Annotated in this window: 21 protein-coding genes and 1 pseudogene; 5 read left to right on the forward strand and 17 right to left on the reverse strand. The window is 67.3% G+C overall.

The window, feature by feature from the left end; genetic code table 11:
* Window positions 1-7: 7 nt before the first annotated feature.
* Both ACLJRM_RS33540 and ACLJRM_RS33545 read right to left on the reverse strand, forming a co-directional pair.
* Window positions 8-694: an alpha/beta hydrolase gene (locus tag ACLJRM_RS33540; protein WP_410665363.1), complete on the reverse strand. Its 687-nt coding sequence runs from the start codon at window positions 692-694 to the stop codon at window positions 8-10.
* Window positions 695-831: 137 nt separating this feature from the next.
* Window positions 832-1,317, reverse strand: a complete 486-nt coding sequence (locus ACLJRM_RS33545; protein WP_410665364.1) for an STAS domain-containing protein — start codon at window positions 1,315-1,317, stop codon at window positions 832-834.
* A 312-nt stretch (window positions 1,318-1,629) separates the two neighbouring features.
* On the opposite strand from ACLJRM_RS33545, the gene ACLJRM_RS33550 reads away from it, so the two are divergent.
* Complete coding sequence (locus ACLJRM_RS33550) at window positions 1,630-1,839, forward strand: DUF2945 domain-containing protein (RefSeq protein WP_410599738.1); 210 nt, start codon at window positions 1,630-1,632, stop codon at window positions 1,837-1,839.
* Between the two features lie 111 nt (window positions 1,840-1,950).
* Here the strand turns inward: ACLJRM_RS33550 and ACLJRM_RS33555 are convergent, their stop codons facing one another.
* The 4 genes and pseudogenes from ACLJRM_RS33555 to ACLJRM_RS33570 all read right to left on the reverse strand — a co-directional run bounded on the left by ACLJRM_RS33555 (window position 1,951) and on the right by ACLJRM_RS33570 (window position 5,762).
* Window positions 1,951-3,189 carry an NAD(P)/FAD-dependent oxidoreductase gene (locus ACLJRM_RS33555; protein WP_410665365.1) on the reverse strand — a complete coding sequence of 413 codons (1,239 nt, stop codon included), beginning with the start codon at window positions 3,187-3,189 and terminating at the stop codon, window positions 1,951-1,953.
* Between the two features lie 75 nt (window positions 3,190-3,264).
* Window positions 3,265-3,591: pseudogene (locus ACLJRM_RS33560) on the reverse strand (FAD-dependent oxidoreductase); the annotation flags it as partial.
* Window positions 3,592-4,101: 510 nt separating this feature from the next.
* Entirely contained in the window at window positions 4,102-5,085 is a 984-nt protein-coding gene (locus ACLJRM_RS33565) for an amidohydrolase family protein (protein ID WP_410665366.1), read from the reverse strand.
* A 56-nt stretch (window positions 5,086-5,141) separates the two neighbouring features.
* The gene (locus tag ACLJRM_RS33570; RefSeq protein ID WP_410665367.1) at window positions 5,142-5,762 is read right to left on the reverse strand and encodes a hypothetical protein; all 621 of its coding nucleotides are present in this window, start codon (window positions 5,760-5,762) and stop codon (window positions 5,142-5,144) included.
* 333 nt (window positions 5,763-6,095) lie between these two features.
* On the opposite strand from ACLJRM_RS33570, the gene ACLJRM_RS33575 reads away from it, so the two are divergent.
* Genes ACLJRM_RS33575 through ACLJRM_RS33590 form a run of 4 tightly spaced genes read left to right on the forward strand, consistent with a single transcriptional unit; the run spans window position 6,096 to window position 10,342 of the window.
* Complete coding sequence (locus tag ACLJRM_RS33575; protein ID WP_410665368.1) at window positions 6,096-8,411, forward strand: xanthine dehydrogenase family protein molybdopterin-binding subunit; 2,316 nt, start codon at window positions 6,096-6,098, stop codon at window positions 8,409-8,411.
* On the forward strand, window positions 8,408-9,286 hold the full coding sequence (locus tag ACLJRM_RS33580; RefSeq protein ID WP_410665369.1) for an FAD binding domain-containing protein: 879 nt from the start codon (window positions 8,408-8,410) through the stop codon (window positions 9,284-9,286). The genes ACLJRM_RS33575 and ACLJRM_RS33580 overlap by 4 nt, the downstream gene beginning before the upstream one ends.
* Window positions 9,276-9,761 carry a (2Fe-2S)-binding protein gene (locus ACLJRM_RS33585; RefSeq protein WP_410665370.1) on the forward strand — a complete coding sequence of 162 codons (486 nt, stop codon included), beginning with the start codon at window positions 9,276-9,278 and terminating at the stop codon, window positions 9,759-9,761. Before ACLJRM_RS33580 ends, ACLJRM_RS33585 begins: the two co-directional genes overlap by 11 nt.
* A 29-nt stretch (window positions 9,762-9,790) precedes the next feature.
* Entirely contained in the window at window positions 9,791-10,342 is a 552-nt protein-coding gene (locus ACLJRM_RS33590) for a carboxymuconolactone decarboxylase family protein (RefSeq protein WP_410665371.1), read from the forward strand.
* A gap of 67 nt (window positions 10,343-10,409) precedes the next feature.
* On the opposite strand, the gene ACLJRM_RS33595 is transcribed toward ACLJRM_RS33590, so the two are convergent.
* The 11 genes from ACLJRM_RS33595 to ACLJRM_RS33645 form a co-directional block, all read right to left on the reverse strand.
* Entirely contained in the window at window positions 10,410-10,970 is a 561-nt protein-coding gene (locus ACLJRM_RS33595) for a cupin domain-containing protein (protein WP_410665372.1), read from the reverse strand.
* A gap of 54 nt (window positions 10,971-11,024) precedes the next feature.
* Complete coding sequence (locus tag ACLJRM_RS33600; RefSeq protein ID WP_410665373.1) at window positions 11,025-12,110, reverse strand: alpha/beta hydrolase family protein; 1,086 nt, start codon at window positions 12,108-12,110, stop codon at window positions 11,025-11,027.
* Window positions 12,107-13,708: a bifunctional 3-(3-hydroxy-phenyl)propionate/3-hydroxycinnamic acid hydroxylase gene (locus ACLJRM_RS33605; RefSeq protein ID WP_410665374.1), complete on the reverse strand. Its 1,602-nt coding sequence runs from the start codon at window positions 13,706-13,708 to the stop codon at window positions 12,107-12,109. Before ACLJRM_RS33605 ends, ACLJRM_RS33600 begins: the two co-directional genes overlap by 4 nt.
* A 110-nt stretch (window positions 13,709-13,818) precedes the next feature.
* Window positions 13,819-14,808 carry an AraC family transcriptional regulator gene (locus ACLJRM_RS33610; protein WP_410665375.1) on the reverse strand — a complete coding sequence of 330 codons (990 nt, stop codon included), beginning with the start codon at window positions 14,806-14,808 and terminating at the stop codon, window positions 13,819-13,821.
* 159 nt (window positions 14,809-14,967) lie between these two features.
* A complete protein-coding gene (locus ACLJRM_RS33615) occupies window positions 14,968-16,257 on the reverse strand; it encodes an MFS transporter (RefSeq protein WP_410665376.1) in 1,290 nt (429 codons plus the stop codon).
* Between the two features lie 283 nt (window positions 16,258-16,540).
* Window positions 16,541-17,167 (reverse strand): MBL fold metallo-hydrolase, encoded by a 627-nt coding sequence (locus ACLJRM_RS33620; RefSeq protein ID WP_410665377.1) that lies wholly within the window; start codon window positions 17,165-17,167, stop codon window positions 16,541-16,543.
* Between the two features lie 47 nt (window positions 17,168-17,214).
* Window positions 17,215-17,952 carry an SDR family NAD(P)-dependent oxidoreductase gene (locus tag ACLJRM_RS33625; RefSeq protein ID WP_410665378.1) on the reverse strand — a complete coding sequence of 246 codons (738 nt, stop codon included), beginning with the start codon at window positions 17,950-17,952 and terminating at the stop codon, window positions 17,215-17,217.
* A gap of 147 nt (window positions 17,953-18,099) precedes the next feature.
* Entirely contained in the window at window positions 18,100-19,467 is a 1,368-nt protein-coding gene (locus ACLJRM_RS33630; RefSeq protein WP_410665379.1) for an MFS transporter, read from the reverse strand.
* A gap of 135 nt (window positions 19,468-19,602) precedes the next feature.
* Window positions 19,603-21,249, reverse strand: a complete 1,647-nt coding sequence (gene mdlC / locus ACLJRM_RS33635; RefSeq protein WP_410665380.1) for a benzoylformate decarboxylase — start codon at window positions 21,247-21,249, stop codon at window positions 19,603-19,605.
* A 41-nt stretch (window positions 21,250-21,290) separates the two neighbouring features.
* Entirely contained in the window at window positions 21,291-22,787 is a 1,497-nt protein-coding gene (locus tag ACLJRM_RS33640; RefSeq protein ID WP_410665381.1) for an aldehyde dehydrogenase family protein, read from the reverse strand.
* Between the two features lie 146 nt (window positions 22,788-22,933).
* On the reverse strand, window positions 22,934-23,713 hold the full coding sequence (locus ACLJRM_RS33645) for an IclR family transcriptional regulator (RefSeq protein WP_410665382.1): 780 nt from the start codon (window positions 23,711-23,713) through the stop codon (window positions 22,934-22,936).
* Window positions 23,714-23,750 lie beyond the last annotated feature (37 nt).

Genomic DNA, 23,750 nt, shown 5'->3' on the forward strand with positions numbered 1-23,750 from the left:
CGATACCTCAGATTGTCGCGAATGACACGTCGGCCAGGATTCGGGCCAGCGCGCCGCAGGAATCCTTGGGGGCCTCGTCGAGCAGGGTCGCGGCGGTGAAACCGGCTGCCAGTCCGTCGAAGGTCCGGTGGCGGCGCACCATCGCGTGCCCGCCGTGGTCGACTCGGATCACACCGACCCGAGCGGTTCGGGAGAGCCGTTCCGCTGCGGCCAGTGCCCGGTGCGGGCTCGCGACACGGTCTGCCGGGCCGTGCACGAAGAGAACCCGGCATCCGGAAGCGTCGACGTCACCATCGCGGGGATGGAGCCACGGTGCCAGCGCGACGACGCTGCGCACGTTCGCTTCGCCGGAGCTCAGGATCGCCGCCCGTCCGCCGAGCGAGTGTCCGATCAGGCCTATTGGTGTCGATGGAGGAAGCTGAGCGCGAATCCGTTCCAGTGCCCAGTGGACGTCGTCGAGCGGGGTGTGCGTGCCTCCCCACCCGCGCGTCGAGTTCAGCAAGCGCCACACCGCCAGCCGGCCGCGGCCGGCACGGACGACGCGGTGGGCGATCGGGATCATGCGCACCACCGAAAGCTGGCTCGGGCTCACCGGTACGGCACCGCCTCGGCCGCCGCCACCGTGCAGCACGATGACCGCCGCGGCGGGAGACCGTGGCACACGCGTGGGGAGAAGGCGGGCGGTGGTGGGCAAGTCGAACCTCCGTTGACCTGGGCGCCGCGTCCGAAGTCTGGCTCGCCTGTACGAGAGCAAAGATCAGCATCGTCAGGAGGAGAACGACCACTGTCGCGAATAGCCGTGGGCTTGGTTTCACAAACCGCGTGGCCTGATCAGGAGAACGGGCTGGGGTGGCGCGAGGGCCGTTCCAGCGCCACTTCTCGCATCGCGTCGGCGAGTCGCAAATAGACCGGGGCCCGCACGTCGAGGGCGAACAGGCGCAGTATCCGCAGAACACCGGGGGCGGCGGTGACGAGGCCGAGCCTGCGGCGTTCGGATCGGGCCAGGGCGGCGGCCGCCTCCAGCACCCGCAGCCCTGCGACGCCGAGAAACGTCACCCGGGACAGGTCGATCAAAGTGCAGGCGGGCAAGGGACGATCCAGGTTCCGTCGCAGCAACGGGGCAGCCACCGTGTCCAGCTCGCCGGACACGGTGAGGATGACCAGGTCGGCGGTGTGGGCGTGCTCGGTCACCTGTGTCGGCTGCGAAGGGGTGGGTTGGGCGTAAAAGCCGAGGCGGTCGCCGGGTTTCGTCGCCTTGAGAAGGCGGGTGGCGTGCCGGTTGTCGAGCTCGCGGGGCAGCTGGAACGAAGAAGACATGAGGTTGGACTCCCGGGAAGCGGGACGACACGGGCCTGCAAGCGAAACATGCGTGAAGTGCGCGGAGATACTCGCGGGAGCGCGTCGCTGAGCCGGACTCGACACGGATTCTGCCGATGCGGCCGCGGACAGTTCGTCGGTCGCGCGAAGCTGGGACTGAACCCCGCGTTCCTCGACCGTACGGCAACCAGGGTGTTTTCGCAGTGCCGGTGACCAGGGAATATAGATTTTTGAATCGCTTTGGCATCGTTTCACCCCGATCTTGGCCGGGTATCAGGTGGTACGCCCGTCCAAACCGGCTTAAGGAGAACGATGACGAAGCGTTTTCACCAAGGCGACCGGGTTCGCTGGAGCAGTCACGGCGGGGAAGCCGAAGGAGAGGTTTTGAAGGAGATCACTTCCGACACCGAGGCCGCCGGTCGTACCGTGCGCGCCTCTCGCGATGAACCGCAGTATCTGGTGCGTAGCGATAAGAGCGGTGGCGAAGCGGTGCACAAGCCGGACGCGCTCGAGAAGATCTGAACGACCTGCCCGCCATGGATCAACCCGCGGCGATCCTGACCACAGCGGGTGCTGTTGTGGGTTCGCCTCAAGCACCGTGGCAGGTGCAGGACGCGATTGCGGCCCTGGTGATCAATGGCGGCCGAGGTCGGCGAGCACGGCTCGGGCGGCCCGCTGCCCGGACACGAGCGCGCCTTGGATCGACGGGGTGTCGCGGTGGTCGCCGCAGACGTAACGGCCCCCGCCTACCCGGACGGGACGCCGTAGCGGGGCTCCGGCCGGGAAGACGGGCAAGGCTCGCGGCAAAGCGTACGCGCGTAGTAGTTCCCAGTCGCTCGTGTCGGTCTGGTAGAGGTGGGCCAGGCGCTCGCGGACTCGTGCTTCGAGGTGGACGTCGGCTCGGTCGGGTACCGAGGCGGCGATGAGCGCGGAGCCTTCTGGAGCGTATTCCGGCGCGACCTCGCTGATGACCGCTGTGTTGAGCAGCAGGTCGGTCGTGCCGTCGAGGAGCAGTGTCGGCGAGCGCAGGGGAGTGGTGCCGACGCGGAAGTAGAACGTGGTGACCGCGTGCCATTCCGGCGCTTCGACCTCCGGGAGCAGATGGGAGGCGGCGTCGCCGTCGGTGGCCACGACGACGGCGTTCGCGGTCAAGCGCTCGCCGGAACTCGTGCGGACACCGCCGCCGGTGACTTCCTCGACCGTAATGCCGGTGCGGATCGTTTCGGTCGGCAGAGCGGCCGCCATCGACCGGGGAAGGGCCTGCATTCCTTGGGCGGGCAGGGCACCGCCACCACGGAGGAAGCTCCGCCACAGCAGGTGAAAGAGCCGCGACGAGGTGTTCAGCGCCGGGTCGAGGAACACCCCGGCGAGGAACGGTCGCAAGACCGCCTCGATCGTGCTCGCCGACAGCCCCCAGCGCACGAACTCTTCCGCGGTCGTCCGCTGAGCGTCCTTACGTACGAACGAGTTCGGGGTGAGGGCGTCGCGCAGGACCAGGCCGGTCATGCGGAGGGCGTCGCCCGGGTGATGCGTGGCGAACTGGGCGAGTCCTTTGATCGAGGGCAGGCCGTTCCAGGGGCCTGCCAGCCAGCGGTGGCCGTCGGGGAAAGCGGCGATGGTTCCCCGCGTGAACCTCCGCAGCCGCAGATCGTCCACGGTGATCAGCCGGCGCACGGCCGGGTAGGCGGGAAGCAGCACTTGGAAACCTCGATCGAGGCGGAAGCCGTCGACCTCGTCCGTGCGCACGCGGCCGCCGACGTCGTCGCTCGCTTCGAGGACGGTGACCCGGACGCCTGCTCGGTGAAGCCGGGCCGCCGCGCTCAGCCCGGCGAGCCCCGCTCCCACGACGATGACATCGGACGTTGTGGTCATCTGCCTCTCCCTTCCCTCACCTGGGAGTGCCCGGTTCGCGCGAGATCAACACCATCGCGCGATCGGCGGCACCGATCACACCTTCACTCCGCCGAAATACCGCGACCGGGCGAGGCGGTTCAGCACGCCGATCCGGCCGCGGTTGGGCACCGACCGGATCGGGTGCCCGGTGATGCCCCAGTGCCGCAGGAGGGCGTTGGCCGCCGTCCACCCGGTGGCCGCGGCGCGTTCCATGAGGGCTACGGGCAGGTCGATGCGGATGCCGTCCCCGGCCAGGGCCAGTGCCGGGTCCGGGGTGGTCACCGTGGGGCGTCGCGCGAAGGTGCCGACGCCGAACAACGGACAGTCCTGGCGCCACAGGTTGATCGCGTCGGTCACTCCCGCTTCTCGCGTTTCGGGGTGGTCGTCGATGCCGGCGAGGTCGGCTTCGAGGATGGAACGCCGGTCGGGGCCGAAGACGCGGTCGGAGAAGAACTTCGCGACTGCGTCGAGCAAGGCGTCCTCACGGAGGTAGAGGGCTTTCTCGTGTGAGGCGTATCGGTCTGAGCGTGCTCGGTTGTTGTTGCTCGGTCGGCAGAGGTAGTACGCCCGGCCGTGTCTTGGATCCCCGACCATCCTTCGATCTTCGTACCTTTTCCTGCTTGCGCTGCTGCGGTCCAAAGGGGCAGCTCTTGACCGCGAAGGGCGGCGGGTATCGCCCTTGCTCTTCCAGCGCTGATGCTTCCGGCCGATGTGATGGCTCCGGTGGCCTCTGCCCCTGGCCTTCGGCAGGCCGGTGGTCTTGTGGTGGTGGTGGTCTTGGTCGGTCTTCCGGCGATGGTGCAGAGCTTGCCGCCGTGCGGCCGCCTGCGATCGTGCTCGGTTCGCCGTCGCTGCAGGCCACGTGGGCGATCGATCGGATCTCGGACCGTTTCAGTCGCTGGCGCTCGATTTCGAGCCGACACTCACCGGCCGGTGAGTGTCGAGAGAAAACAAGTCGAGCGCTCGTCGGTGCACGGCCGCGGCTTCAGTAGAGGTCAGTGCGGCGCAGTGCTGCAGGCTGTTGCGGTTTTCCTCAGCGGTAGCAGCGGTGGTGCATGGCGCGCCCCAGTCGCTGCCGTACACGATGTGGTCGGCTCCCAGGGTCGCCACTACCGGCAGGAGCGAACTCGAGAAGGCTGTCGCGGCGGTGTCGACGTAGATGGTTGCCAGTTGGAGCTTGAGATCCTGTGCCGACAGTCCGTGCGGAACCCATGCCTCGTTCCCCAGCAATGACACGCGACCGGCAAGAGCAGGAAATGCGCCGCCACAGTGGGCGAATACGAACGTTATATTGGGGAACTGGGAGAACACTCTGCGGAACATCATGTCGAAGACGGTTCTGGCAGTTTCGAAAGCTACTTCGTACAGTGGTGCCGGATGATCTAGCGTTGGGGTCTGCCGGGCGTCGGGGTGGACGAAGACGACGGAACCCCACTCATTGAGCTGCTCCCACAGCGGAAAGAGGTCATCGGTTCCGAGGTAGGTGCCGTTGTAATTCGCGGTGACGGCGAATCCGTCGGCGCCGAGGGTGTCTCGTCCGCGGACGGCCTCGTCGAGGGCCGCGGCCGGATCGTCGGTCGGCAGTGCGGCGAGCAGGCCGAATCGGTCCGGATGCCGCGCCACGACCGCTGCGCCGTAGTCGTTGGAAGCCTGTAACGCCTCTCGGCTGGCTGGTATGTTGCTCAGGAATTGCATGGCCGTACGTGATAGGTCCATGTACTCCAGTGTTCGGTCCAGAGACCATTCGAACGGTTCGGGAAGATAGATTCCCCGGCCGAGCATCTTCTGCCAGGCGCGCCTTGATTGGTCCTCGATCGCCGGAGTGGTGAAGTGTGCGTGAATGTCGATGTATCCATCGTTTGGGATTTCAGTCATCAAGTCTCCGAGGCTGGGTTCGGATGGCAGTTGTCAGCGCCGAGGTTTGCCGTCAACTAGCGGGAACCGTTCTCGAAAAGCTTCAACCCTTCTTCGATCTCGCAGAGCGGGCTCTCAGCGAGGTAGGGAGCCAGGATGGTGCGGGCTTGCTCGGGGGTGATCAGCGCGGATGCTTCCACTTCGTCGACGCGCCAGCTGTCGGAGTCCTCGTAGATGAACTCCCCGTACAGCCGTCCGTCAAGGTATGGCCATGTGGCGGCGAACTTGTGGGACACCTGGTAGGTGCCTTGCGGGTCGGTGTCCTCGCCGGCGAGAGCGGGGTCATCGCCTCGCAGTATCTGCGCGAAGACGGCTTCAATGAAGATGCCGTAATCAGAGACAGCGACCTCTTCCTCCAAGGCGCCGAAGACGTTCGTTTGCTCGCCGACGATTTTCGAGTAAAAGGTACGAACGTCGTCAAGGCCGTGGCAAACCGTCGTCTTGCCGCGTTCGGTGATCCGGTACAACGGGTTGTCGACGATCATGACAGGAATGAGGATGTCCTCCCAGTAGCCGGAAACCTCCAGCAACGCGTGGCGGCGGTAGTTTTTCAGCATATGTCGATGTCGAGGGTTCTCGACGCGGGCGAGTGCGGCGTCGACTCCGGCTGGAACTCCGCGAACGTCGAACAATTTCATGGCGGCTTGCCTTTCTCTGTATCGGTAGGTCCTCGATGCTGGCACGAAATGCTCACGCGGTCCTCGCTCTGCGCACAACGTCATGTTCATTGAATGATCGACCGATATTTGAGTCTCAACACTGCGGCGCGTCATGTGGCGCGAACCGGATCACGCTGTCGTGTAACGGATCGATCGTGGCTGGGCCAGGTCCTAGCGTTCGTCCATGACGGATATCCGAAACAGCTCGGACAGGCTGTGGTGATGCGCGGTGATACGCCCGCGGAGGTGGAAATGCAGACCACACGCAGGTCTGTGGGCCGCCCGGTCCGTAAGCACGATGGAGCCGAATACTTGACGGCACGCGCGACCTATACCGGCGATATCGTGCTGCCGAACACGGTCTACGTCGCCTTGGTGCGCGCACCGGTCGCGCACGCGCTGATCCGGTCTGTGTCGACGGCGGCGGCGGAAGAGGCGGCCGGAGTGATCGCCGTGGTCACCGGCAGGGACATGATGTCGTGGTGTGACGAGATCCCGCACGGATTGGACGCGGGGCAGCTCGGGGGACATCACAGCGCCGTGTTCCCGCTCGCCGTCGACAAGGTCGTCTACGCCGGCGAACCGGTCGCCGCGGTGGTCGCCACTTCCGAGGCCGACGCCTACGCGGCCTGCCTGATGGTCGAGGTGGGTTACGAACCACTGCCGGTCGTGCTCGATGTCAAGGCGGCGCTCGCGGCGGATGCCCCGATCCTCTACCCGGACTGGGGTGAGAACGTCCTCATCGAGGGCCATGTCGGACGCGACGACTTCACCGAAGCCGCGCGGAACGCACCGCATGTGCTCGATGGCGAGCTGCGGACCCACCGCGGCACGGCGGCACCGATGGAGCCACGCACATACCTGGCCGACTGGGACGCCGACAGGCGATACCTCACGCTCTACGCGTCGACGCAGAACCCGCATGTGCTCCGGACGGTGCTCGCCGCGGCGATGCGCCTGGACGAGGACCAGGTCCGTGTGGTCGCTCCCAAGGTCGGTGGCTCGTTCGGCTTGAAGATGTACGGAAGCCGGGAGGACTTCATCGCGCCTGTTCTCGCGCGCATGGTCGGCCGCCCGGTCAGGTGGGTCGAAGAACGCGCGGCGTCCCTGCTGCCGGCCGCCCGGGAGCAACTGCTGACCTACCGGGTCGCTTTCGATGACGACGGCCGCGTGCTCGCGCTCGACGTCGAGGCCCTGACCGATCACGGCGCCGCCGCCCCCACACACGGCTGGGGAATGGCGTACGTGGGGGCTTTGTCGACGGGGCTTGGCTACGCCATCGAGCACTGCCATGTGCGCTATCGGGTGGTAGTCACCAACAAGGCGCCGTGGAGTGGGACCAAGCCGTTCGGTAAAGACGGTGCGACGCTGCTGCTGGAGCACATCATGGAGCGGGTCGCGACCGACACCGGTGTCGACGCCATCACGGTGCGACGGCGCAACTTCGTCACCCCAGGTGCCTTCCCGTACCGGCACACGTCGGGCTTGGAGCTCGACAGCGGCGACTACGCCGCCGCTCTCGACCGGACGCTGGACATCCTTTCCTACGAACGATTACTCGCCGATCAGGCACGGTTGCGGGAGCAGGGCCGCTACCTCGGTATCGGGATCGGATTCGAGCTGATGCCCGAAAGCGCCGACATCCCGGGTGCGTTCGTCGCGGCGTACGACACGTCGACGGTCCGGATGAGCCCGTCGGGTCGGGTGTCGGTGCTCACCGGAGTCACCAGTCCGGGCACGGGCAGCGACACGGGTATCTGCCAGCTCGTCGCCGACGAACTCGGGGTCGCCCTGGACGCTGTCTCGATAGTGCAAGGTGATACCGACGCCTGCCCCTACGGTTTCGGCAATATCTCGAGTCGTTCGCTGGTCACGGGTGGCAACGCCGCGGTGCTCGCCGCCCGCGATGTGGCGAGCAAGATCCGCGTGGCGGCCCGCGCGTTGCTGCGAGCAGATCCCGACGAGCCGGTACGCCTCGACGACGGGATCGCCCGCCTCGCCCGTGACCCGTCCCGCAGCGTCACCGTCGCGGAGGCCGCCCGTGCCGTGTACACCCGTGCCTACATGCTCGAGCTCGACATCGAGCCGCATCTGGAGTCGACGCGCACGTACCGGCCCTCGAACATCCGCGAGGTGCCTGACGCACTCGGCCGGCTACAGACTTACACGACCTATCCCTACGCGGTGCACGCCTCGGTCGTGGAGGTCGACACCGAAACCGGTGTCGTCACACTGCTGCGGCACGTCGCGACGCATGACTGTGGGACCGTCGTCAACCCGCTGATGGTCGACGGGCAGGTCACCGGGGGCGTCGTGATGGGCCTGGGCGCGGCCTTCAGCGAGGAACTCGTCTTCGACGACGACGGGATCCCGCTCACGACCGGGTTCAAGACCTACCTGCTCCCTCGGGCGGTCGACGTGCCGCGTGTCGAGCTGGGCCACCTCTGCACCCCGGCACCAGGTACCCCGCTGGGCGCGAAGGGCGTCGGCGAGGCGGGCTTTTCCGGGGCGCTCGCGGCGGCGTTCAACGCGGTCAACGACGCCGTCGCGCCGCTCGGTGCCCGGATCGACCACACGCCCCTGAGCCCGATCACCATCATGAGAGCGCTCGGGGAGGCGCGCCGATGATCCCGGCTCGTTTCGAGTATGTCGCGCCGCGGACTGTGGCCGACGTCGTGGCCGCTTTGGACGGGGACAGCAGAGTCCTGGCCGGAGGTACCTGGATGGTGCCGGAGATGGGACGTGCCGAGGCCCGCCCGCGGCGACTGGTCGACCTCCGCCGGGCCGGTCTTGCGACGATCTCGGTCGAGGGCTCCCGCCTGCGCCTCGGAGCCATGTGCACCTACAGCGACCTCCTCGCCAGCAGGGACGTCGCACGCCACGCGCCGCTCCTGCACACGATGGCGAGCGGGGTGACCGGCGGGGTGGCCCTGCGCAACCAGGGCACCGTCGGTGGTTCCGTTGCCGCTGCCCGTCCGCAGTCCGATGTACCCGCGACGCTCGTGGCTCTCCGCGCGGACGCGGTCGTCGCGGGTCCTTCCGGATCACGCCGCCTGCGGGCCGCGGAGTTGTTCCTCGATGCCGGGCGGACCATGCTCGCGGCCGGCGAGGTGATCACCGGTTTCGAAGTGCCGTCCGAGCGCGGGGCCGGGCACGGCTACGTGAAGCTGAAGCGGGGCGGCGGTTCCTGGCCCATCGCCACCGCGGCGGTGCTTCTCCGTCTTGACGACGCCGGTCGTTGCGAGGCCGTTCGTCTGGTCCTCGGCGGAATCGAGGCGGTGCCGCTGACGGTGGACCTCTCGGTCATGGTGGGGCGTCGCGTTGGTGACAAGGAACTGGATGCGGCCGCGGCGCATACGGTGGCCGCGTTGTCCGCGCCGTGGGCCGACGTGCTCGCGCCAGGGGAGTACCGCGCGGCGGTCGCCGGTCCGGTGGCCCGGCGAGCGCTGGCCCTGGCACGGAACAACGCCGGCGTCACGGAGGAGGAGCGGCATGGACGATGACCTGATTGTTCTTGAGATCACCGTGAACGGGGAACGTCGTTCTGCGGCCGTGGATCGGCGTGAGCTTCTGATCGACACGCTCCGGGCCCGCTTGGGCGTCACTGGACCGAAGATCGGATGCCTCACCGGCGACTGCGGGGCCTGCACGGTCCGGCTGGATGGCCTGATCACGAAGTCCTGCCTCAGGATCACCGTCGCCGAATACGGCGCGGTGATCGAGACGCTCGAGTCGATGAGTTCGGACGGTCTCACGAAACTTCAGGAATCCTTTTGGGACAACAACGCTTTCCAGTGTGGCTACTGCCTGTCGGGAATGCTGTTCGCGGCCGAGGAGCTGCTCGGCACCAATCCGGCGCCGACCGAGGACGAGATCCGTCAGGCCATCAGCGGGAACCTGTGCCGCTGTACCGGCTACGACGCGATTGTGACCGCCATCAAGAGCTATGCCGATCGAGTCACTGACAGCGGTCACTGACAGTGCCGGCGCAGACAAGGAGATTCGTAGTGAGCGACAACGTGGGCCGGCTTCCCCTGATCGATCCGGATTCGGCCCCGGACGAAGTCCGGGCGGCGCTGGCGAAGCTTCCGCAGGTCAACTTGTTCCGCGCCATGGCATCGGCAACGACGGTGTATCCGCCGTTCGTCGACCTCCTTGCCACACTCTTTCAGGACATGGAGCTCGACGCGCGCACCGTACGGCTGGCGGTCCTGCTCGTCGGCAAATTGTCGGACTGCCACTACGTCTGGCGCCAGAATGTCGTAACGGCCACGAGCGTCGGCGTCTCCGACGAGCAGATCGCCGCGACCGAACACGGAGACCTCACCGCCCGCTGCTTCAGCGCGAAGCAACGGGCGGCTCTGGCCTTCACCCAGGACTGTGTGCTCAACGTCGAGGTGGGAGATTCGGTCTACGACGCCGCTGCCCGGGAGATGTCCGCCCGGGCGATCGCCGAACTCTTGTTCGTCGTGGGCACGTACATGCTGATCTGCCGGTTCGCCCGCTCCAGCCGGGTGCCCTTGGACAAGGAACCTGGCCCCTCTCCCTATGCGTCATGACAGGGCACTCGTCAGTCCGCGGATCCGCCTGCTGGTGCCAGGCGGGTCCGCGGACTGACGAGCGCCGTCAGTCCGCAGATTCGTCCTCGGGGAGGTTCCCGCCGACAAGCACGAAGGCCATCAGGCAGGGTTCGTCGGAACGATTGGACCAGGCGTGGGACGTGCCGCGTTGCACCAGCACGTCCCCTGCCCGCATGCGGACCTCGGTGGCATCCAGCACCGCCCAAATCTCACCCCGCAGGACGATCGCGTAGTCGATCGAGCGTGTGGTGTGGACGGCCAGCGGCTTGATCTCGTTGCCGTCGCCGTCGAACCGCCACTCCGAATCAGGTGGCATCTCGAGTGTGCGGAACACCGTGCCCGTCACCGTCGGCGCGATGGGAAGCTGTTCGTCGGTGTCCATCGGGTCTCGCAGGGGCCCGGTGTTGTCGGCGGGTGTGGTGTTCGTGCGCCAGAGATCCGTGACGACGTAGGCCGGCACACCATGGCCGGTGCGCGCCCACCGCCCCCTGTCCTCGAGCAGCACCGTCGACTCGCCATCCGGGCCGAGCCCGGTGACGATGCGCCGGACACGGTGGGTGCCGGGCGCGGGCTCCGCGCTGTTGACAAACGGGTCGTAGTCAGACACCCATGCTCCTTTGTGTCAGGCCCTGCGAAACGGTCGAGTGTGAACGAAACGCCATCACGTGCCCGGCTGCTGTGCGGTGAACTGGTCGGCGAACCAGTCCGCGACGTACGCGGTGCGGTCGTGCGCGTGGTTGTAGATCGTGTGCTCACCGTCCTCCCACACCCGCAGCGTGGCGTCGTGTGCGGCGTCCAGGAAAGGCTGCTGCTGATCGAGGTGCACGATGGGGTCCGCGCCGCCGTGCAAGACCAGTAACGGGCACCCGATCCGGTCGACACCGGGCCGGAAAGCGATGCGGTCGAAGTTGACCTGGATAGCGTCCGCGTCGCTCGTGCCCAGCATGGCCGCAGCTTGGTCGACGAACGTGCGGAACGGCTGGAGGCGGGGCTGCGCGGGAGCAGAGTTGACACACACCGCCGACACCCGGCGGTCGGCGGCGGCAGTGGTCGCGGCGTAGAGCCCGCCGAGGCTATTGCCCCACAATCCGGCTCGCGGGGCCACGCTCAGCGCCCGGCTGACGAACGCTGAATAGGCGGCGCGCACGTCAACGTCGAGCAAAATCCGGTGGCGCAGCCTGCTTTCACCCTGGCCAGGCCCTTCTGCCAGCAGGACGGCCATACCGCGCCGCAGCAGCGCGTCCGCCTGAGGCAGGTAGGCGGCACCCCAGCCGCTCTGACCGCCGAACACGATCACCGCACCGATCGGTTCCGTGGCAGGCCGCAGCAGCCAGGCGTTCATCAGCCCGCCGGCGAACGGGATGTATTCGCGTTCCCACGGTGGATCGGCCAGTGCCGCGGCGCGACCGACCGCGTCGGTGAACGCCTCGTACAGTGAGCGTTTGCGGGCGCTGTCGAAGTTGAACGCCATCTGCGCGAACAGCAGGTCCGCGGCCGCCGCCCGATACGCCGCGAACGCGGTCACCGGATGCCCGTCGCGTACTGCGGCGCGGGCACGCTCGAGCTGCGCCGTGGCGAGCCGTTCGGCGGCCTTGTCCCACGCGATGCCGTCAGCCGTGCTCCGCTGCATCGCGAGCACGTCGGCGTAATCAACCCCGTTGTCGAGCATGCGCGTGACCGGCATAGCGCGCCACAACACCTCGATCGGCGCGTTCGAACCACCGTCCGGCCTGTGAATCCCAGTCATGCGTCAGCTCCTGTGGCGAGTGGGGTCCGGGAGCCGGTCCAGCACAGCTGGGCGCGCAACGCCTCCAGCGCCGCGGGCGCATCCTGGGCCTGGCCTGCCCAGTACAGGTGGAAGTCCGGCCGGGAGATCACGGTGTCGGTGGCGGTGTCGGCGAAGTACCGGGTGTAGGTGCCGTCCGAATCGTTCACGCTGTCCGGCGTTCCCGGGATGAACGTGGCGACGGACAGGTCGAGTGCGGTGAGCAACTCCCGTTGTTCGGAGTTGAGCAAAGCTCGGACGTCCTTTTGGCTGATCAGACTGAAGCCGCCTCCGACCACATCGTCGAAGCGGCCGCTGCCGTTGCTCGTGCCGACGATGCCCTGCGGGGCCAGCGTGCCGGCCAAGGGCGACGGCTCGCCGGTGGGCGTGCGGTGCACGACCCCGCCGGTGATCGTCGGGAATGGTGGCAGCGGTGGCAGCTCTCCTCGTCGGAACGCGGCGTCGCGGGCCGCTGCGGCCGTCTTGTCTTTGAGGTTCGCGACCTTGCCGAGTTCGACCGAACACCGTTGGATGCTCTCGGCATGCGGACGGCGCTCAGCCTCGTAGGTGTCAAGGAGCGCCTCACCGGCAAGCCCGCGTAACACCAGGTCCAGCTTCCAGCCCAAGGTGATGCCGTCGCGCATCCCCGAGCAGGCGCCCTGCCCCATGTACGGCGGCATGGTGTGCGCGGCGTCCCCGGCCAGCAGTACCCGGCCGCGCCGCCAGGTGACCGCTGTTCGCGCGGAGAACGTGTAGACGATCTGGCGGAGGATGCGGATGCTTTCCGGGCCGAGGTCGTGTCGCTGCCGGAGCCAGCGCCACGCCCAGTCGGCCGTCTCCATCGCGGCGGCATCGTCCTCAGGGCGGAGTCCTACCTCGAACCGCTGCCTGAACTTGCCGATGGGCATGAACATGTTCGGCTGTTCGGGGTCACAGAATTGACGGGCCACTTGAAATCGCGGCCCGAGCGGCTGGACGCATTCGGTGTCGATGTTGAGCCAGCGGTCGTCGACGCCCAGGTCGATCTGCTCGACGCCCAGCGCGTTGCGGACGAAGCTGTTCGCACCGTCGGCACCGACGACGTACCGTGCGGTGACGGTGCGGTCTTCAGTACCGATCGACCACTGCTCGTCGCGGTCACGCCGCCAGGGCCGGACGGTCAGCCGGACGTGGTCGCGATCCTGGTCCAGTGCCACGACACCGGTTCCCTGGTGCACATTGACGTTCGGGTAGCGGCGAACGCGCTGATCGATCGCGTCTTCGATGTGCGGCTGATACATGGTGTAGTGCGCCGCGTACCCACTCGATCGGCCGGACCAGTCGACGGTCAGCAACAGTTCGCCGGCGCCGTTGCGCCACTCGTACACCTCCGCCACCGACGCTTCGCGCAACGCCTGGTCGAGATCCCCAGTCGCTTGAATGATCCGCGCGGTCTCACCGTCGATGTGGGTCAGCCTCGGCATCCCGTACAGCGACGGCCACCGCTCGAACACCGCCACGCGGTGGCCGGCCTCGCCCAACGCCGAGGCCAGAACCAGCCCGGTCGGTCCATAACCGACGATCGCCACGTCGAAGTCCATCGTCACCACGCTCCTTTGCGCTTGGTACTTGGACCCTACGAAGCCGGCGACGGCCTCACGATCCACTGTGCGACAAGGTGATCCGCGGCGCGACACCGACCCTGCGTGCGCTAGAGGGCGTCGCGAAGAGTCTGCGACGGGGGCGTGCCGTAGCGCTTTCGGTACAAGCCCGCGAAGCGCGGAACGTGGGTGAATCCCCACCGCAGCGCCACTTCGGTGACCGTGACGGTGCCAGGTTCGGCGAGGCGGAGTTCTTCATGGACGCGCGCCAGCCGCACCTGTTGCACGTATTCATGCGGTGACACACCCAGCGCCGAACGGAAATGCCGTTGCAACGAGCGCGGCGTCATCCGCACCGCGCGGGCCAGCCTGTCGACACTCAGATCAGCGGAGGGATCGCACTCGATCACGTCCATCGCGCGCCGGACGGGCGTCGGCTGGCGCAGTCCAGCATCGATGCGTTCCAGTTGAGGGGAGTAGTTGTTGGGCTGCGCGAGCAACAGACCGGTCATCAGCAGATTCGCCCACGGTGCCGCTGCGAGCAGGTGCTCGGCAAGGCCGGCCGGCTGATCGAGGTCCTGGAGGAGTATCCGGACCGTCCGCAACCATCCCCTGGCGGCGGGCCCGGTCAGATCCATGTCGGGTTCGAAGCGGATGACGGCAGGTGCTGACCGGCCGAGCATGGCCTCCAGGTGGTCGGTCAGCGCCTGCCGTTCGATACGCACGTGCAATTGCCGGTAGTCGTCGCTCAGCCGCATATCCACCCGCATCCGGGGTGAGATGACCGCTGCGCGAGAGGCGTCGACGACCACCTCGTCACGGCCGAAGGTCACCCGGTTACGGCCGTGCAAGGCGAGGTTGATGTCGTAGTAGTCCACGTTTTCGGTGAGATGCACGCCGAGCTCGACGCCGCTGTTGCGGCAGTACACCAGCGACACCGGGCCCACCGACGTCTTCGACAGGTCGGTATGCACCCCTGCTGTGTTTCCGGCGAGCGGGGTCAGCCGGTGCGGTGTGAGGAACTGCGACACCGAATGCCGGAACTCGTCGAGATCCGGCGAGCTCAGCACCGCGAAACGCTCCAGCACAGCCATGGCCATGTCCCTTCACCTCTCAGCGTGGGCCGGGACGCGAGTCCGCGACAGGACACCACACAAGGATGGCAGAGTAAGGGCACCGTCCGATGTGGACCAGCTATGGCAGATAGCGTCGTTCGGCAGGCCGCCTTCGGCGAGTTCGTTCCGCGGCCGGGCCGGTTCCTATCCGAGTCCGGACACTTCCTCGGCGGCGCCGGCCCGTGCAGCCGGCCGGTTGCCCGTCGACCGGGACAAGATACGGGGTGCCGTTTCTCGCAGGCCGAGGCTGAGTAGCACCACGATCACCGCGCTCACCGCCGCGATGACCATCGCCGCCTGCAGACCCCACCTGTCCGAAGCCCACCCGGCGACCACGGGGCCGAAGGCACCACCCAGCAGTTCACCCGCACCCATCGTCACACCGACCACGGTCGCCAAGGCGCCCGGCGGGACGGACTCGCCGGGGATGACCGCCATGAACAGCGTGAAACAGCCGACGCCTGTGTAGGTCAGCATCATCACCGCTCCGAGTAGCCACGCGTTGTCCACGAACATCACCGCCAGCGGGCAACAGACGGCCAGGACGGTGAAGCCTGCCAGCGCGGGCTTGCGACCGATCCGGTCCGAGATGGCGGGTGTGACGACACCCCACACCATCCAGGCCACGCCGAGGCACGTCATCACCGTTCCCATCGTTCCCGGTGAGAAACCCTTTACTTTCAGCAAATAGAGCGGCGTGAACGTGACGATCGTGGAAAACCACGTGAGGTAGCAAACAGCGATGAGGATGCAGAGGACCACGTTGCGTGTGCCCAGGATTTGGCGAAGTGGTACCTTCACCGCGGCCGGCTTCTTCTCCGGTTCGGCAGCCGGAGGCAACGGACGTTCTCGGACGATCATCGTCATCGCGGCCGCGATCACCAGACCCGGCAGCAGTGTCACGAAGAACGACCAACGCCAGCCGATGGACTCGGCGAGCCAAATGAAGGCGAACGGCGCCGCGATGCCACCGAGCAATCCCGCCGAAGCGCCCCCGATCAGGCCCGTGTTCAGTCCGCGTCGCTTCGGCCGGGACGCCTGGAACATCAGCGACTGCGACAACGGGATCACGCCGCCCTCGGCCGCGCCCATGAGAGCTCGCGCGATGAGCAGGGCGACGAAGCCCGAAGCCAGCCCGGAGACCGCTGAGATCAGGGAGAAGAGCACCACGGCCGTGATCAGCAGCGGTTTACGCCGCCCGAGCCGATCGGAGAGCATTCCCATCACAATTCCGGAAACGGCCCAGGTAAGGGACAGTGCGCCCGCGGCCAGGCCGAGTTGCGTGGAGGACAACCCGAAGTCGGCGTTGATGTAGGGCGCGAGGAAGGCCAAGGCCTGTCTGTCGAAGAGGACGAACCCGACCCCCAGGAACAGGACGACGAGCAGGCGTCGTTCGTAGCGCCGCGCTTGGGAAGAGGATTCGCCGGTCGTCATCACGCCACCTCCGCACCGGCGAAGAACCGCGACTGCCGGTGATGTTGTGTGGCAACCAAGAGGAACACGAGGTACTCGGGCATCGTTGCCCTGCCTTCCGTTGGGAATCGAATCGGCGTCCGTGAAGTCGGGACCACGAAGGCCGGTGCGTGATTGCGTGGACGTGGCTCGGTGAACGAACTCAACGAGCTTGGTCAATCGACCTTCGGCGAGCGGTTCGGTACATGGGGGTCAGCTCACGGCAGCGGCCGAGACCTTTCGGCCGCTGCCGTGCTGGTGGCCGCTACAACTGGGTGGCCGACCCGCGATCCAAGCGGCGCACGACGTCGCCGCCGACGGCGTTGCTCAGCATGCCGACGTATTTCGCGGGGTCGAGGGTTTCGCCTTCGTGGATCGGGATGGCGACGCGAGGCGAGACCCGCCGCACGTAGTCGATGGACTCGGCGATCTTGAGCCACGGGCCGTCGATCGCCACGGCGAGCACGTCGACGTCCACTGCGGGCTCATGAAACGAGTCCCCGGGGTGGAAGAACGCGCCACCGTCGACCAGGTAGCCGAGGTTGGCGCAGCTGGGAATCGTGTCGTGCACGGTCGCGTGGCGTCCACCGACGACGTCGACGACGGTGTCCCCGAATTTCAGTGTCGCGCCCGGTTCGGCCGAGTGAAGCTCCGGCAGGCCGGACAGCACGTCGCCCATGTCGCCAGGGGCTACCAGCACCGCCCGGGGGCTCCTGGCCAGCACGCCTCGGACCTTCTCCGGGGCCACGTGATCGGGATGCTTGTGCGTGAGCAGTACCGCGTCGATGCCGTCGACGCCGTCGATGTCGGACATGACGCCAGGGTCGATAAGCAGTCGGGCGGAACCGGTGTCGACGAGCACGCAGGCGTGTCCGAGGTGAGTGATCTGCAAGTGTCTCTCCTGCTCGGTCGGGAAGGAAATCGGGAACAGGCGAGGGGTCAGGTGGTGGTGTGGCCGCCGTCGATGTCGAACACCGCGCCGGTGACGAAGGTCGAATCGCGGGAGAGCAGGTATTCGATGAGGCTGGCGATCTCATCCGGTTCGGCCCAGCGTTTGAACAGCTGGCGGCCGGTGAGGATTTCCAGTCCACGTTGTTTGTCCTCGAACGGGTCGAGGGCCGCTTGTCCCAGCGGGGTGTCCACCCCGCCGGGACAGATGGCGTTGCATCGGATGTTGTCGGCGGCGTATTCGGCGGCGACGCCGCGGCTCAGGCCGATCACGGCGACCTTGGACGCGCAGTACACGGTCAGGTTCGGCAGTGCGACCCGGGCGCCCACCGAGGAGATGTTGATGATCGAGCCGTACCGGGCCGCGGCCATGATCGGCAGGACCGCCTGCATCATGAGCATGTGGGTTTTCACGTTGACCGACATGACACGGTCGAAATCCTCGGATGAGGTGTCCCGGAACGACCTGGGCAAGGTGATGCCGGTCGCGTTGACCAGACCATCGATCCGGCCGAAGGCCTCGGTCGCCTTGGCGACCAGTGCCGTCGTCACACTCTGGTCCAAGCCGTCTCCGGCCTCGATGACCGGCTCGGGGCCGGTCTCGGCGACCTGGTCCGCGGTCTCTCGCAGCGCCGACTCGTTCACATCGGTCAAGGCGAGGCGCACGCCATGCCGGCCGAGGCGGACCGCGGTGGCCCGTCCGATGCCCCCGCCGGCTCCGGTCAACACGACCACATCTGAATCAACTTTGTTCGCGGTCACGGGCATTCTCCTGATTCGTAGCGATTCTTTTCTCAATGGGCAGTCCGCCCGTTCGGTGGTGCGGTGACTCTGCCGTTCGATCTGCCCGGCGTGATAAGCCGACAGACGTCTGGGTTACGGGTTGCCGGGTGTGCGCCCGGCCGCGACGGGTGTGGTCACCGTGTCGTGCAGGCCTGTCGAGTGGTGTCGTGGGACGAGGACGGTGAGAACCGCTGCCAGCACCGCCGGAATCGCGAAGGCGTAGAAACTCCAATTGCTGGAGAGAGAGCCCGCGTTGACCTGGGTGAGGATGTAGCCGCCATAGGTGGGTCCGACGATCGCGCCGATTCTGCCGACGCCGAGTGCCCAGCCGAGCGCGGTCGCGCGAGCCTGCGGGGGATAGAGTCCGCCGATGAACGCGTTGACCAGGGTTTGCGTGTTCGAGCCGAATCCGGCGAGCGCGCCGATGAGGAGCATCGGTGCGGTCGCGGGTTTGACGATGAACAGCAGGACCGCGACGGCGGCGACGCAGAACGAGCAGGTGATGACGAGTTTCTCGCCCACGCGGTCCGCTAGCGCGCCGGCGATGATGACGCCGACAACAGCGCCGATGTTGAACACCAGCAGGAACGTCAGGGCCGATCCCATCGAGTAGCCCGCGTTGCGCATGAACTGCGGCAGCCAGGTGTTGAGCCCGTAGACCAGCAGCAGCCCGATGATGGAGATGACCCAGAGCAACAATGTCATCGGCAGGCGACGGCCACCCATGATCGTCTTGCCCGTTTCGACGAGCCCGCGCTTCGCGCCGACGGGCCGGGAATCCGCCGGCGGCTCGTACTCGGTGAGACCGAATCGTCGTGCGTAGGCCGCTGCCTCGTCGTGCCGGCCTTTCGCCGTGAGAAAGGCGATCGATTCGGGCAGCATCCGGATGGCGAGCGGCACGACGACGACCAGGGGGGCGGCTCCGATGACGAACATGATCCGGAACCCGCCGACGGGCAGCAGTACCAGCGCGAGGACCGCGGCGAGCATTCCGCCGATCGAATAGCCGGAGAACATCAGCGCGTTGTTGAGCTGGCGACGCCGGGCGGGGGAGTACTCTGCGGTCAGCGCGATCGCGGTGGGGATCACTCCGCCCAGCCCCAGCCCGGTGATGAAGCGCAGCAAGGTGAAAATCTCCGGGTTGGGTGCCAGCGCGGTCAGCGGCATGGCGATCGAGAACCAGACGAGGCACCCGATCATCACCCGGCGCCGGCCGACGATGTCGGTGAGCGTGCCGACGAAGAGCGCGCCGACCAGCATTCCGACGAGAGCGATGCTTCCGATGTGGCCGACATCAGCCGGAGTCAGCGCCCACGGCCGGTAGGCGAGAAGGTCGGGGACGACGGTCCCGTACACGATCAGGTCGTAGCCGTCGAAGACCACGGTCAGGCAGCAGATCAGCAGGATCCATCGGGTACTCCGCGTGGCCTCACGGCCCGTCGCGACATTGCGAGCGGACATGATTCTTTTCCGTTCTCCTGGGGAAGGCATGACAGTTCCGTGCCGTTTCCGGCCTCAGTTCGCGGACTGCCGGCGTTAGGGGAATCCGCCGTTCCGTGGCTTCGTCGAATGAATGTCCGGCACCAAAGGGCTTCGCTACCCGTAGGCCGGGTCCGCGGCCACCTCGATGTCGAGTACCAGCGGGCTTGTCCGTCCGGCGAGTGCCGGCAGGTGTTCGGCGAGCGTCGCCGCCAGCTCGTCATAGTCACTGATCCGCTGCGCGGGGCAGCCGAGTCCTGACGCGATCCCGGAAATGCTCACCTCGGTGAACGACGGCCACGGCTGCTTGCCCTGCCCGGACTGTTCGGCGAGGCGGTCCATGATGGCGTAGCCGCCGTTGGACAGCACCACGAACAGCGTTCCGATGTGGTAGTGGGCGGCGCTCCACAGGCCCTGGATGCCATAGAGTGAGGAACCGTCTCCGAGGACGGCGACGACGGGGCGACGTGGTGCGCCTAGTTTGAGCCCGATCGCCGCGGGCAGGCCGAATCCCAAGCCGCCCGCGGCCGCGCTCAGGAAACCGAGCGGAGCACGGGCGGGGACGCGACGGTGCAACTCGGGCCGGCTCGACGGCGATTCCTCGACCACGATCGTGTCCCGCGGTAGCCCGCGGGCCAGGATGTCGAAGACGTGCCCGGGCCGAAGCGGCTCCCCGGTTCGCGGCGGAGCCAAGGGAGTCACCGGTGTGCGCGCGGCGTCGGGTTGCCCGTCACGAGCGCGGACACGGCCGACGAGGACCTGACAGGTCAGCGCGACATCGGCGACGAAGGCACGGTCGGCGATGCTGTGATGGGTGTCGTCCGCGTACGGCGTCACCTGCAGGACGGTGCTCGTCCGGGGAACCAGTTCACCCGGCTCCCAGGGATACTGCCGGAACACCGGAGCGCCGAGCACCAGGATCACGTCGTGGCGGCCCAGGACGGACCGCACCGCGGACCGTGCTGGGGGCAGGTGTCCGGTGAAGGCGGGATGATCTTGCGGAAAGCCTGCGCGGGCACCGAACGGTTCCTGCCAGACCGGTGCCCCGAGGCGCTCGGCCAGTGCGGCGACGGCGGTCCAGTTCGCTTGGCCGTCCGAGGCGGATCCGACGACGAACGCTGGCGCCTTGGCCTTGTCGAGGGCGGCCGCGAGCTCGTCGATCTCGGGCCCGAGGGTGGGCCGTCCCCGGCGGATGTCGGTCGCCGCCGCCGCACGGAGTCGCCCGGCTGGTTGGAGCCAGTCGTCCATCGGCACCACGACCAGCGCGGGACCTTCGCCGGTGACTGCTTCATGGTGCGCACGGGCCACCGCAGCGGGGACGTCCCGCGCGCGCGCCGGGTGGCCGGTCCACACCGGATAGTCGCCCACGAGTCCGGACAACCGGCCGGCGAGGAAGGGGTCATGGGCGAGATGGCGGCGGTCCTGCTGCCCGACCACGACCACCAGTGGCACCCGGTTGGTCCGCGCGGTTGCGAGCGCGCCCGCGGCGTTGGCCAGTCCCGCGGTCGTGTGGAGATTGACGAACGCCGGGCGGCCGGTCGCGGTCGCCCAGCCGGTAGCCATGCCCACGACACTGCCCTCGTGCAGCGCGAGTTTGAAGTCGAGATCGTCCGGAAGTCCGGTGAGGAACGTGATCTCCGTCGATCCGGGATTGGCGAAGATCGTGGTCATCCCGTGGCGCCGCAGTACCTCGAAGACCGCCTCCCGCACGGTGTTCTCCAGAACGGCTTCGCCGGCGGCAAGTCCGGGGTCAGCGGTAGTCATCAGGGTCGTCTCCTCGAGCGGGTGATGAAGTGGTCGCATGCTCAGATCGGGTAGTGGCGCTCGCCGGACTGCTGCGTGATCCAGCGCAACTCCGTGAACTCCTCGAGAGCGGCGCGGGATCCGAACCGTCCCCATCCGCTGGCGCCGACGCCGCCGAACGGCATCTGCGGCTCGTCGTGCACGGTCGCGCCGTTGATATGGCAGATTCCCGACCGGATCCGGCGGGCCACGTCGAGCGCTCGCCCGCCGTCACGGCAGAAGACGCTCGCGGACAGCCCGTATTCGGTGTCGTTCGCGGTCGTGACGGCGTGGTCGGCGTCGTCGACTTCGATGATCGACACCACCGGGCCGAAGGTCTCCTCACGGTAGATCCGCATGTCCGGAGTGACGTGCCGCAGCACGGTCGGCCGGACGTAGAGACCGTCGGCGGACCCTCCGGTGAGAACCTCGGCACCGTGGCGCACGGCATCCTCGACGAGCCCCATGACATGGTCGCGGGCACCGGCGTGCACGAGCGGGCCGATCTGGGAGGCGTCGTCATCGGCCGGGCCGACGACGAGCTTCGCTGCCCTGGCGGCCAGTCGCGCACTCAGGTCGTCGGCCACCGGCCGCTCGACGATGACCCGCTCGGTGGACATGCAGACTTCGCCCTGGTTGACGAAGGCGCCGAAAGTGGCGGCTGACGCAGCGGCCTCGAGATCGGCGTCGGCGAGGACCACCAGGGGCGCTTTGCCGCCCAGTTCGAGAACCACCCGGGTGAGGTAGCGTCCGCCCAGCTCGCCGATGATCCGGCCTACCTTGGTCGAGCCGGTGAAGTTGACCCGCGCGGTCGCTGGATGGGCGATCAGTGCCTCGACGATCGCGGGTGCCTCTTCCGCGGCGTTGCTGATCAGGTTGACCACTCCCGGCGGTGCGCCGGCGTCATGGAGGATCTTCACGATGGCGGCCTGCGTGAGCGGGGTCTGCTCGGAGGACTTGAGCACGACCGTGTTGCCGTACACCAGGGGCATCGCCACCGCCCGGACGCCGAGGATCAGCGGCGCGTTCCACGGCGCGATCCCGACGACGATTCCGGCGGGCTGGCGAATCCCGAGTGCCGTCAGGCCCGGTACGTCGGACGGGATGACTTCGCCCACGGCGGAGTAGGCCTGTGCCGCGGCTTCGGTGAGCATGCCCTGTGCGACATGGACGTTGAACCGGCACCATGGCCGGGTGGCGCCCATTTCGCGCCCCATGATCGCCGACAGCTCTGCGGACCGTTCACCGAACAGTTCGGCGGCCCGCTGCAGCACTGTCCGGCGCTGGGCCGGCGGTAGCCCGGCCCAGGCGGGCAGCGCTGCTGCGGCTGCCTCGACGGCACGGTTGGCGTCTTCCACGGTCGCCGCCGCGACCCGGGCGATCCGAGTATTGCTGACGGCCTCGAGGGTCTCCACGTAGCGGCCACCGTGCGCGGGTACGGATTTGCCGTCGATGAACAGGTCGGACGTTGTGACCTGCGGTGTCTCTCTCCGGCTGGCCATGACTTCCGGTGATGGCATCGGCCCACTCCTGCACACTCGACGGGATGCGATAACGGCCATCTGGCCGCGCGGCGAGTATCAGCAGCTGCGGAGGGCAGAACAACGCGCTGGTTCATTGGATGAACATTGCAATCCCGCCGGCGTTCCGCGGAGGAGGTACTTTCTCAGCCTTTTCGGACCTTGACCCCAGGATGCCAGCCCAGCATGCGGGAGATGCCGCGCCCGCTGGTGATGACGGAAGGAAGAGCGGCTTGCCGGTGAACCGAACCGGAGAGGACGACCACGGAGATCGCGGCCACGACTCGCCCTTCGTGGTTCACGATCCGCGTCGCGATCGAGTCGGCGTCCTTGGTCAACTCGCCGCGCACCTGTGCGGTGCCGGTTCGACGGCAATCGGCCAGCTCACTGCGGAGCACATCGGGATCGGTGATCGTCTTCGGCGTGTGACGGCGCAGTTCGCTCCCGAGGATCTTGGTCGTCAGTGCCGATTCGCCGTGGCTGAGCAGCACCTTGCCGACTCCGGAGCAGTGCAGCGGTAATCGGCCACCGACCTGTGAGATCAGCCCGAGGGCACGGGGGGAGGATCGCCTTTCGATGATCACCGCTTCTTCGCCTTCCAGGACGGCGAGCTGCACATGCTGGTGAAGCGCGGTGTACAGGTCGTCCATGAACGGCTGGGCCATCGTCCGCAGTGACTCGGTCATGGGCGCGAGCGTGCCCAGCTGCCACAGCCTGAGTCCGACGGCGAAGCGGCCGTTGGCACGCTGCTCGAGCGCACCCGCGGTGGTCAGTTCCAGGACGAGACGGCGTGCGGTCGCGTGCGGGAGCCCGGTCTTGCGGGCGAGCTCCGCCAAGCTCAACTCGGTCTCGCCCGGTCCGAAGGAGAACAGCAATTCGAGGAGCCTGGAGCTCACGCTCCGCCCGGGCTCACTGGTTCGGGGCATGCGAGCGACCTCCTGCCGGACACGGATCGAATGTTCG

The sequence above is a fragment of the Amycolatopsis sp. lyj-84 genome (genome assembly GCF_046549075.1).
Classification (GTDB): domain Bacteria; phylum Actinomycetota; class Actinomycetes; order Mycobacteriales; family Pseudonocardiaceae; genus Amycolatopsis.

Excerpts from the sequence above, each read along its gene's own strand:
- ACLJRM_RS33545 (WP_410665364.1), bottom strand. The coding sequence starts at position 1,317 with ATGTCTTCTTCGTTCCAGCTGCCCCGCGAGCTCGACAACCGGCACGCC.
- ACLJRM_RS33550 (WP_410599738.1), top strand. The coding sequence starts at position 1,630 with ATGACGAAGCGTTTTCACCAAGGCGACCGGGTTCGCTGGAGCAGTCAC.
- ACLJRM_RS33555 (WP_410665365.1), bottom strand. The coding sequence starts at position 3,189 with ATGACCACAACGTCCGATGTCATCGTCGTGGGAGCGGGGCTCGCCGGG.
- ACLJRM_RS33565 (WP_410665366.1), bottom strand. The coding sequence starts at position 5,085 with ATGACTGAAATCCCAAACGATGGATACATCGACATTCACGCACACTTC.
- ACLJRM_RS33570 (WP_410665367.1), bottom strand. The coding sequence starts at position 5,762 with ATGAAATTGTTCGACGTTCGCGGAGTTCCAGCCGGAGTCGACGCCGCA.
- ACLJRM_RS33580 (WP_410665369.1), top strand. The coding sequence starts at position 8,408 with ATGATCCCGGCTCGTTTCGAGTATGTCGCGCCGCGGACTGTGGCCGAC.
- ACLJRM_RS33585 (WP_410665370.1), top strand. The coding sequence starts at position 9,276 with ATGGACGATGACCTGATTGTTCTTGAGATCACCGTGAACGGGGAACGT.
- ACLJRM_RS33600 (WP_410665373.1), bottom strand. The coding sequence starts at position 12,110 with ATGACTGGGATTCACAGGCCGGACGGTGGTTCGAACGCGCCGATCGAG.
- ACLJRM_RS33605 (WP_410665374.1), bottom strand. The coding sequence starts at position 13,708 with ATGGACTTCGACGTGGCGATCGTCGGTTATGGACCGACCGGGCTGGTT.
- ACLJRM_RS33610 (WP_410665375.1), bottom strand. The coding sequence starts at position 14,808 with ATGGCCATGGCTGTGCTGGAGCGTTTCGCGGTGCTGAGCTCGCCGGAT.
- ACLJRM_RS33615 (WP_410665376.1), bottom strand. The coding sequence starts at position 16,257 with ATGACGACCGGCGAATCCTCTTCCCAAGCGCGGCGCTACGAACGACGC.
- ACLJRM_RS33630 (WP_410665379.1), bottom strand. The coding sequence starts at position 19,467 with ATGTCCGCTCGCAATGTCGCGACGGGCCGTGAGGCCACGCGGAGTACC.
- mdlC (WP_410665380.1), bottom strand. The coding sequence starts at position 21,249 with ATGACTACCGCTGACCCCGGACTTGCCGCCGGCGAAGCCGTTCTGGAG.
- ACLJRM_RS33640 (WP_410665381.1), bottom strand. The coding sequence starts at position 22,787 with ATGCCATCACCGGAAGTCATGGCCAGCCGGAGAGAGACACCGCAGGTC.
- ACLJRM_RS33645 (WP_410665382.1), bottom strand. The coding sequence starts at position 23,713 with ATGCCCCGAACCAGTGAGCCCGGGCGGAGCGTGAGCTCCAGGCTCCTC.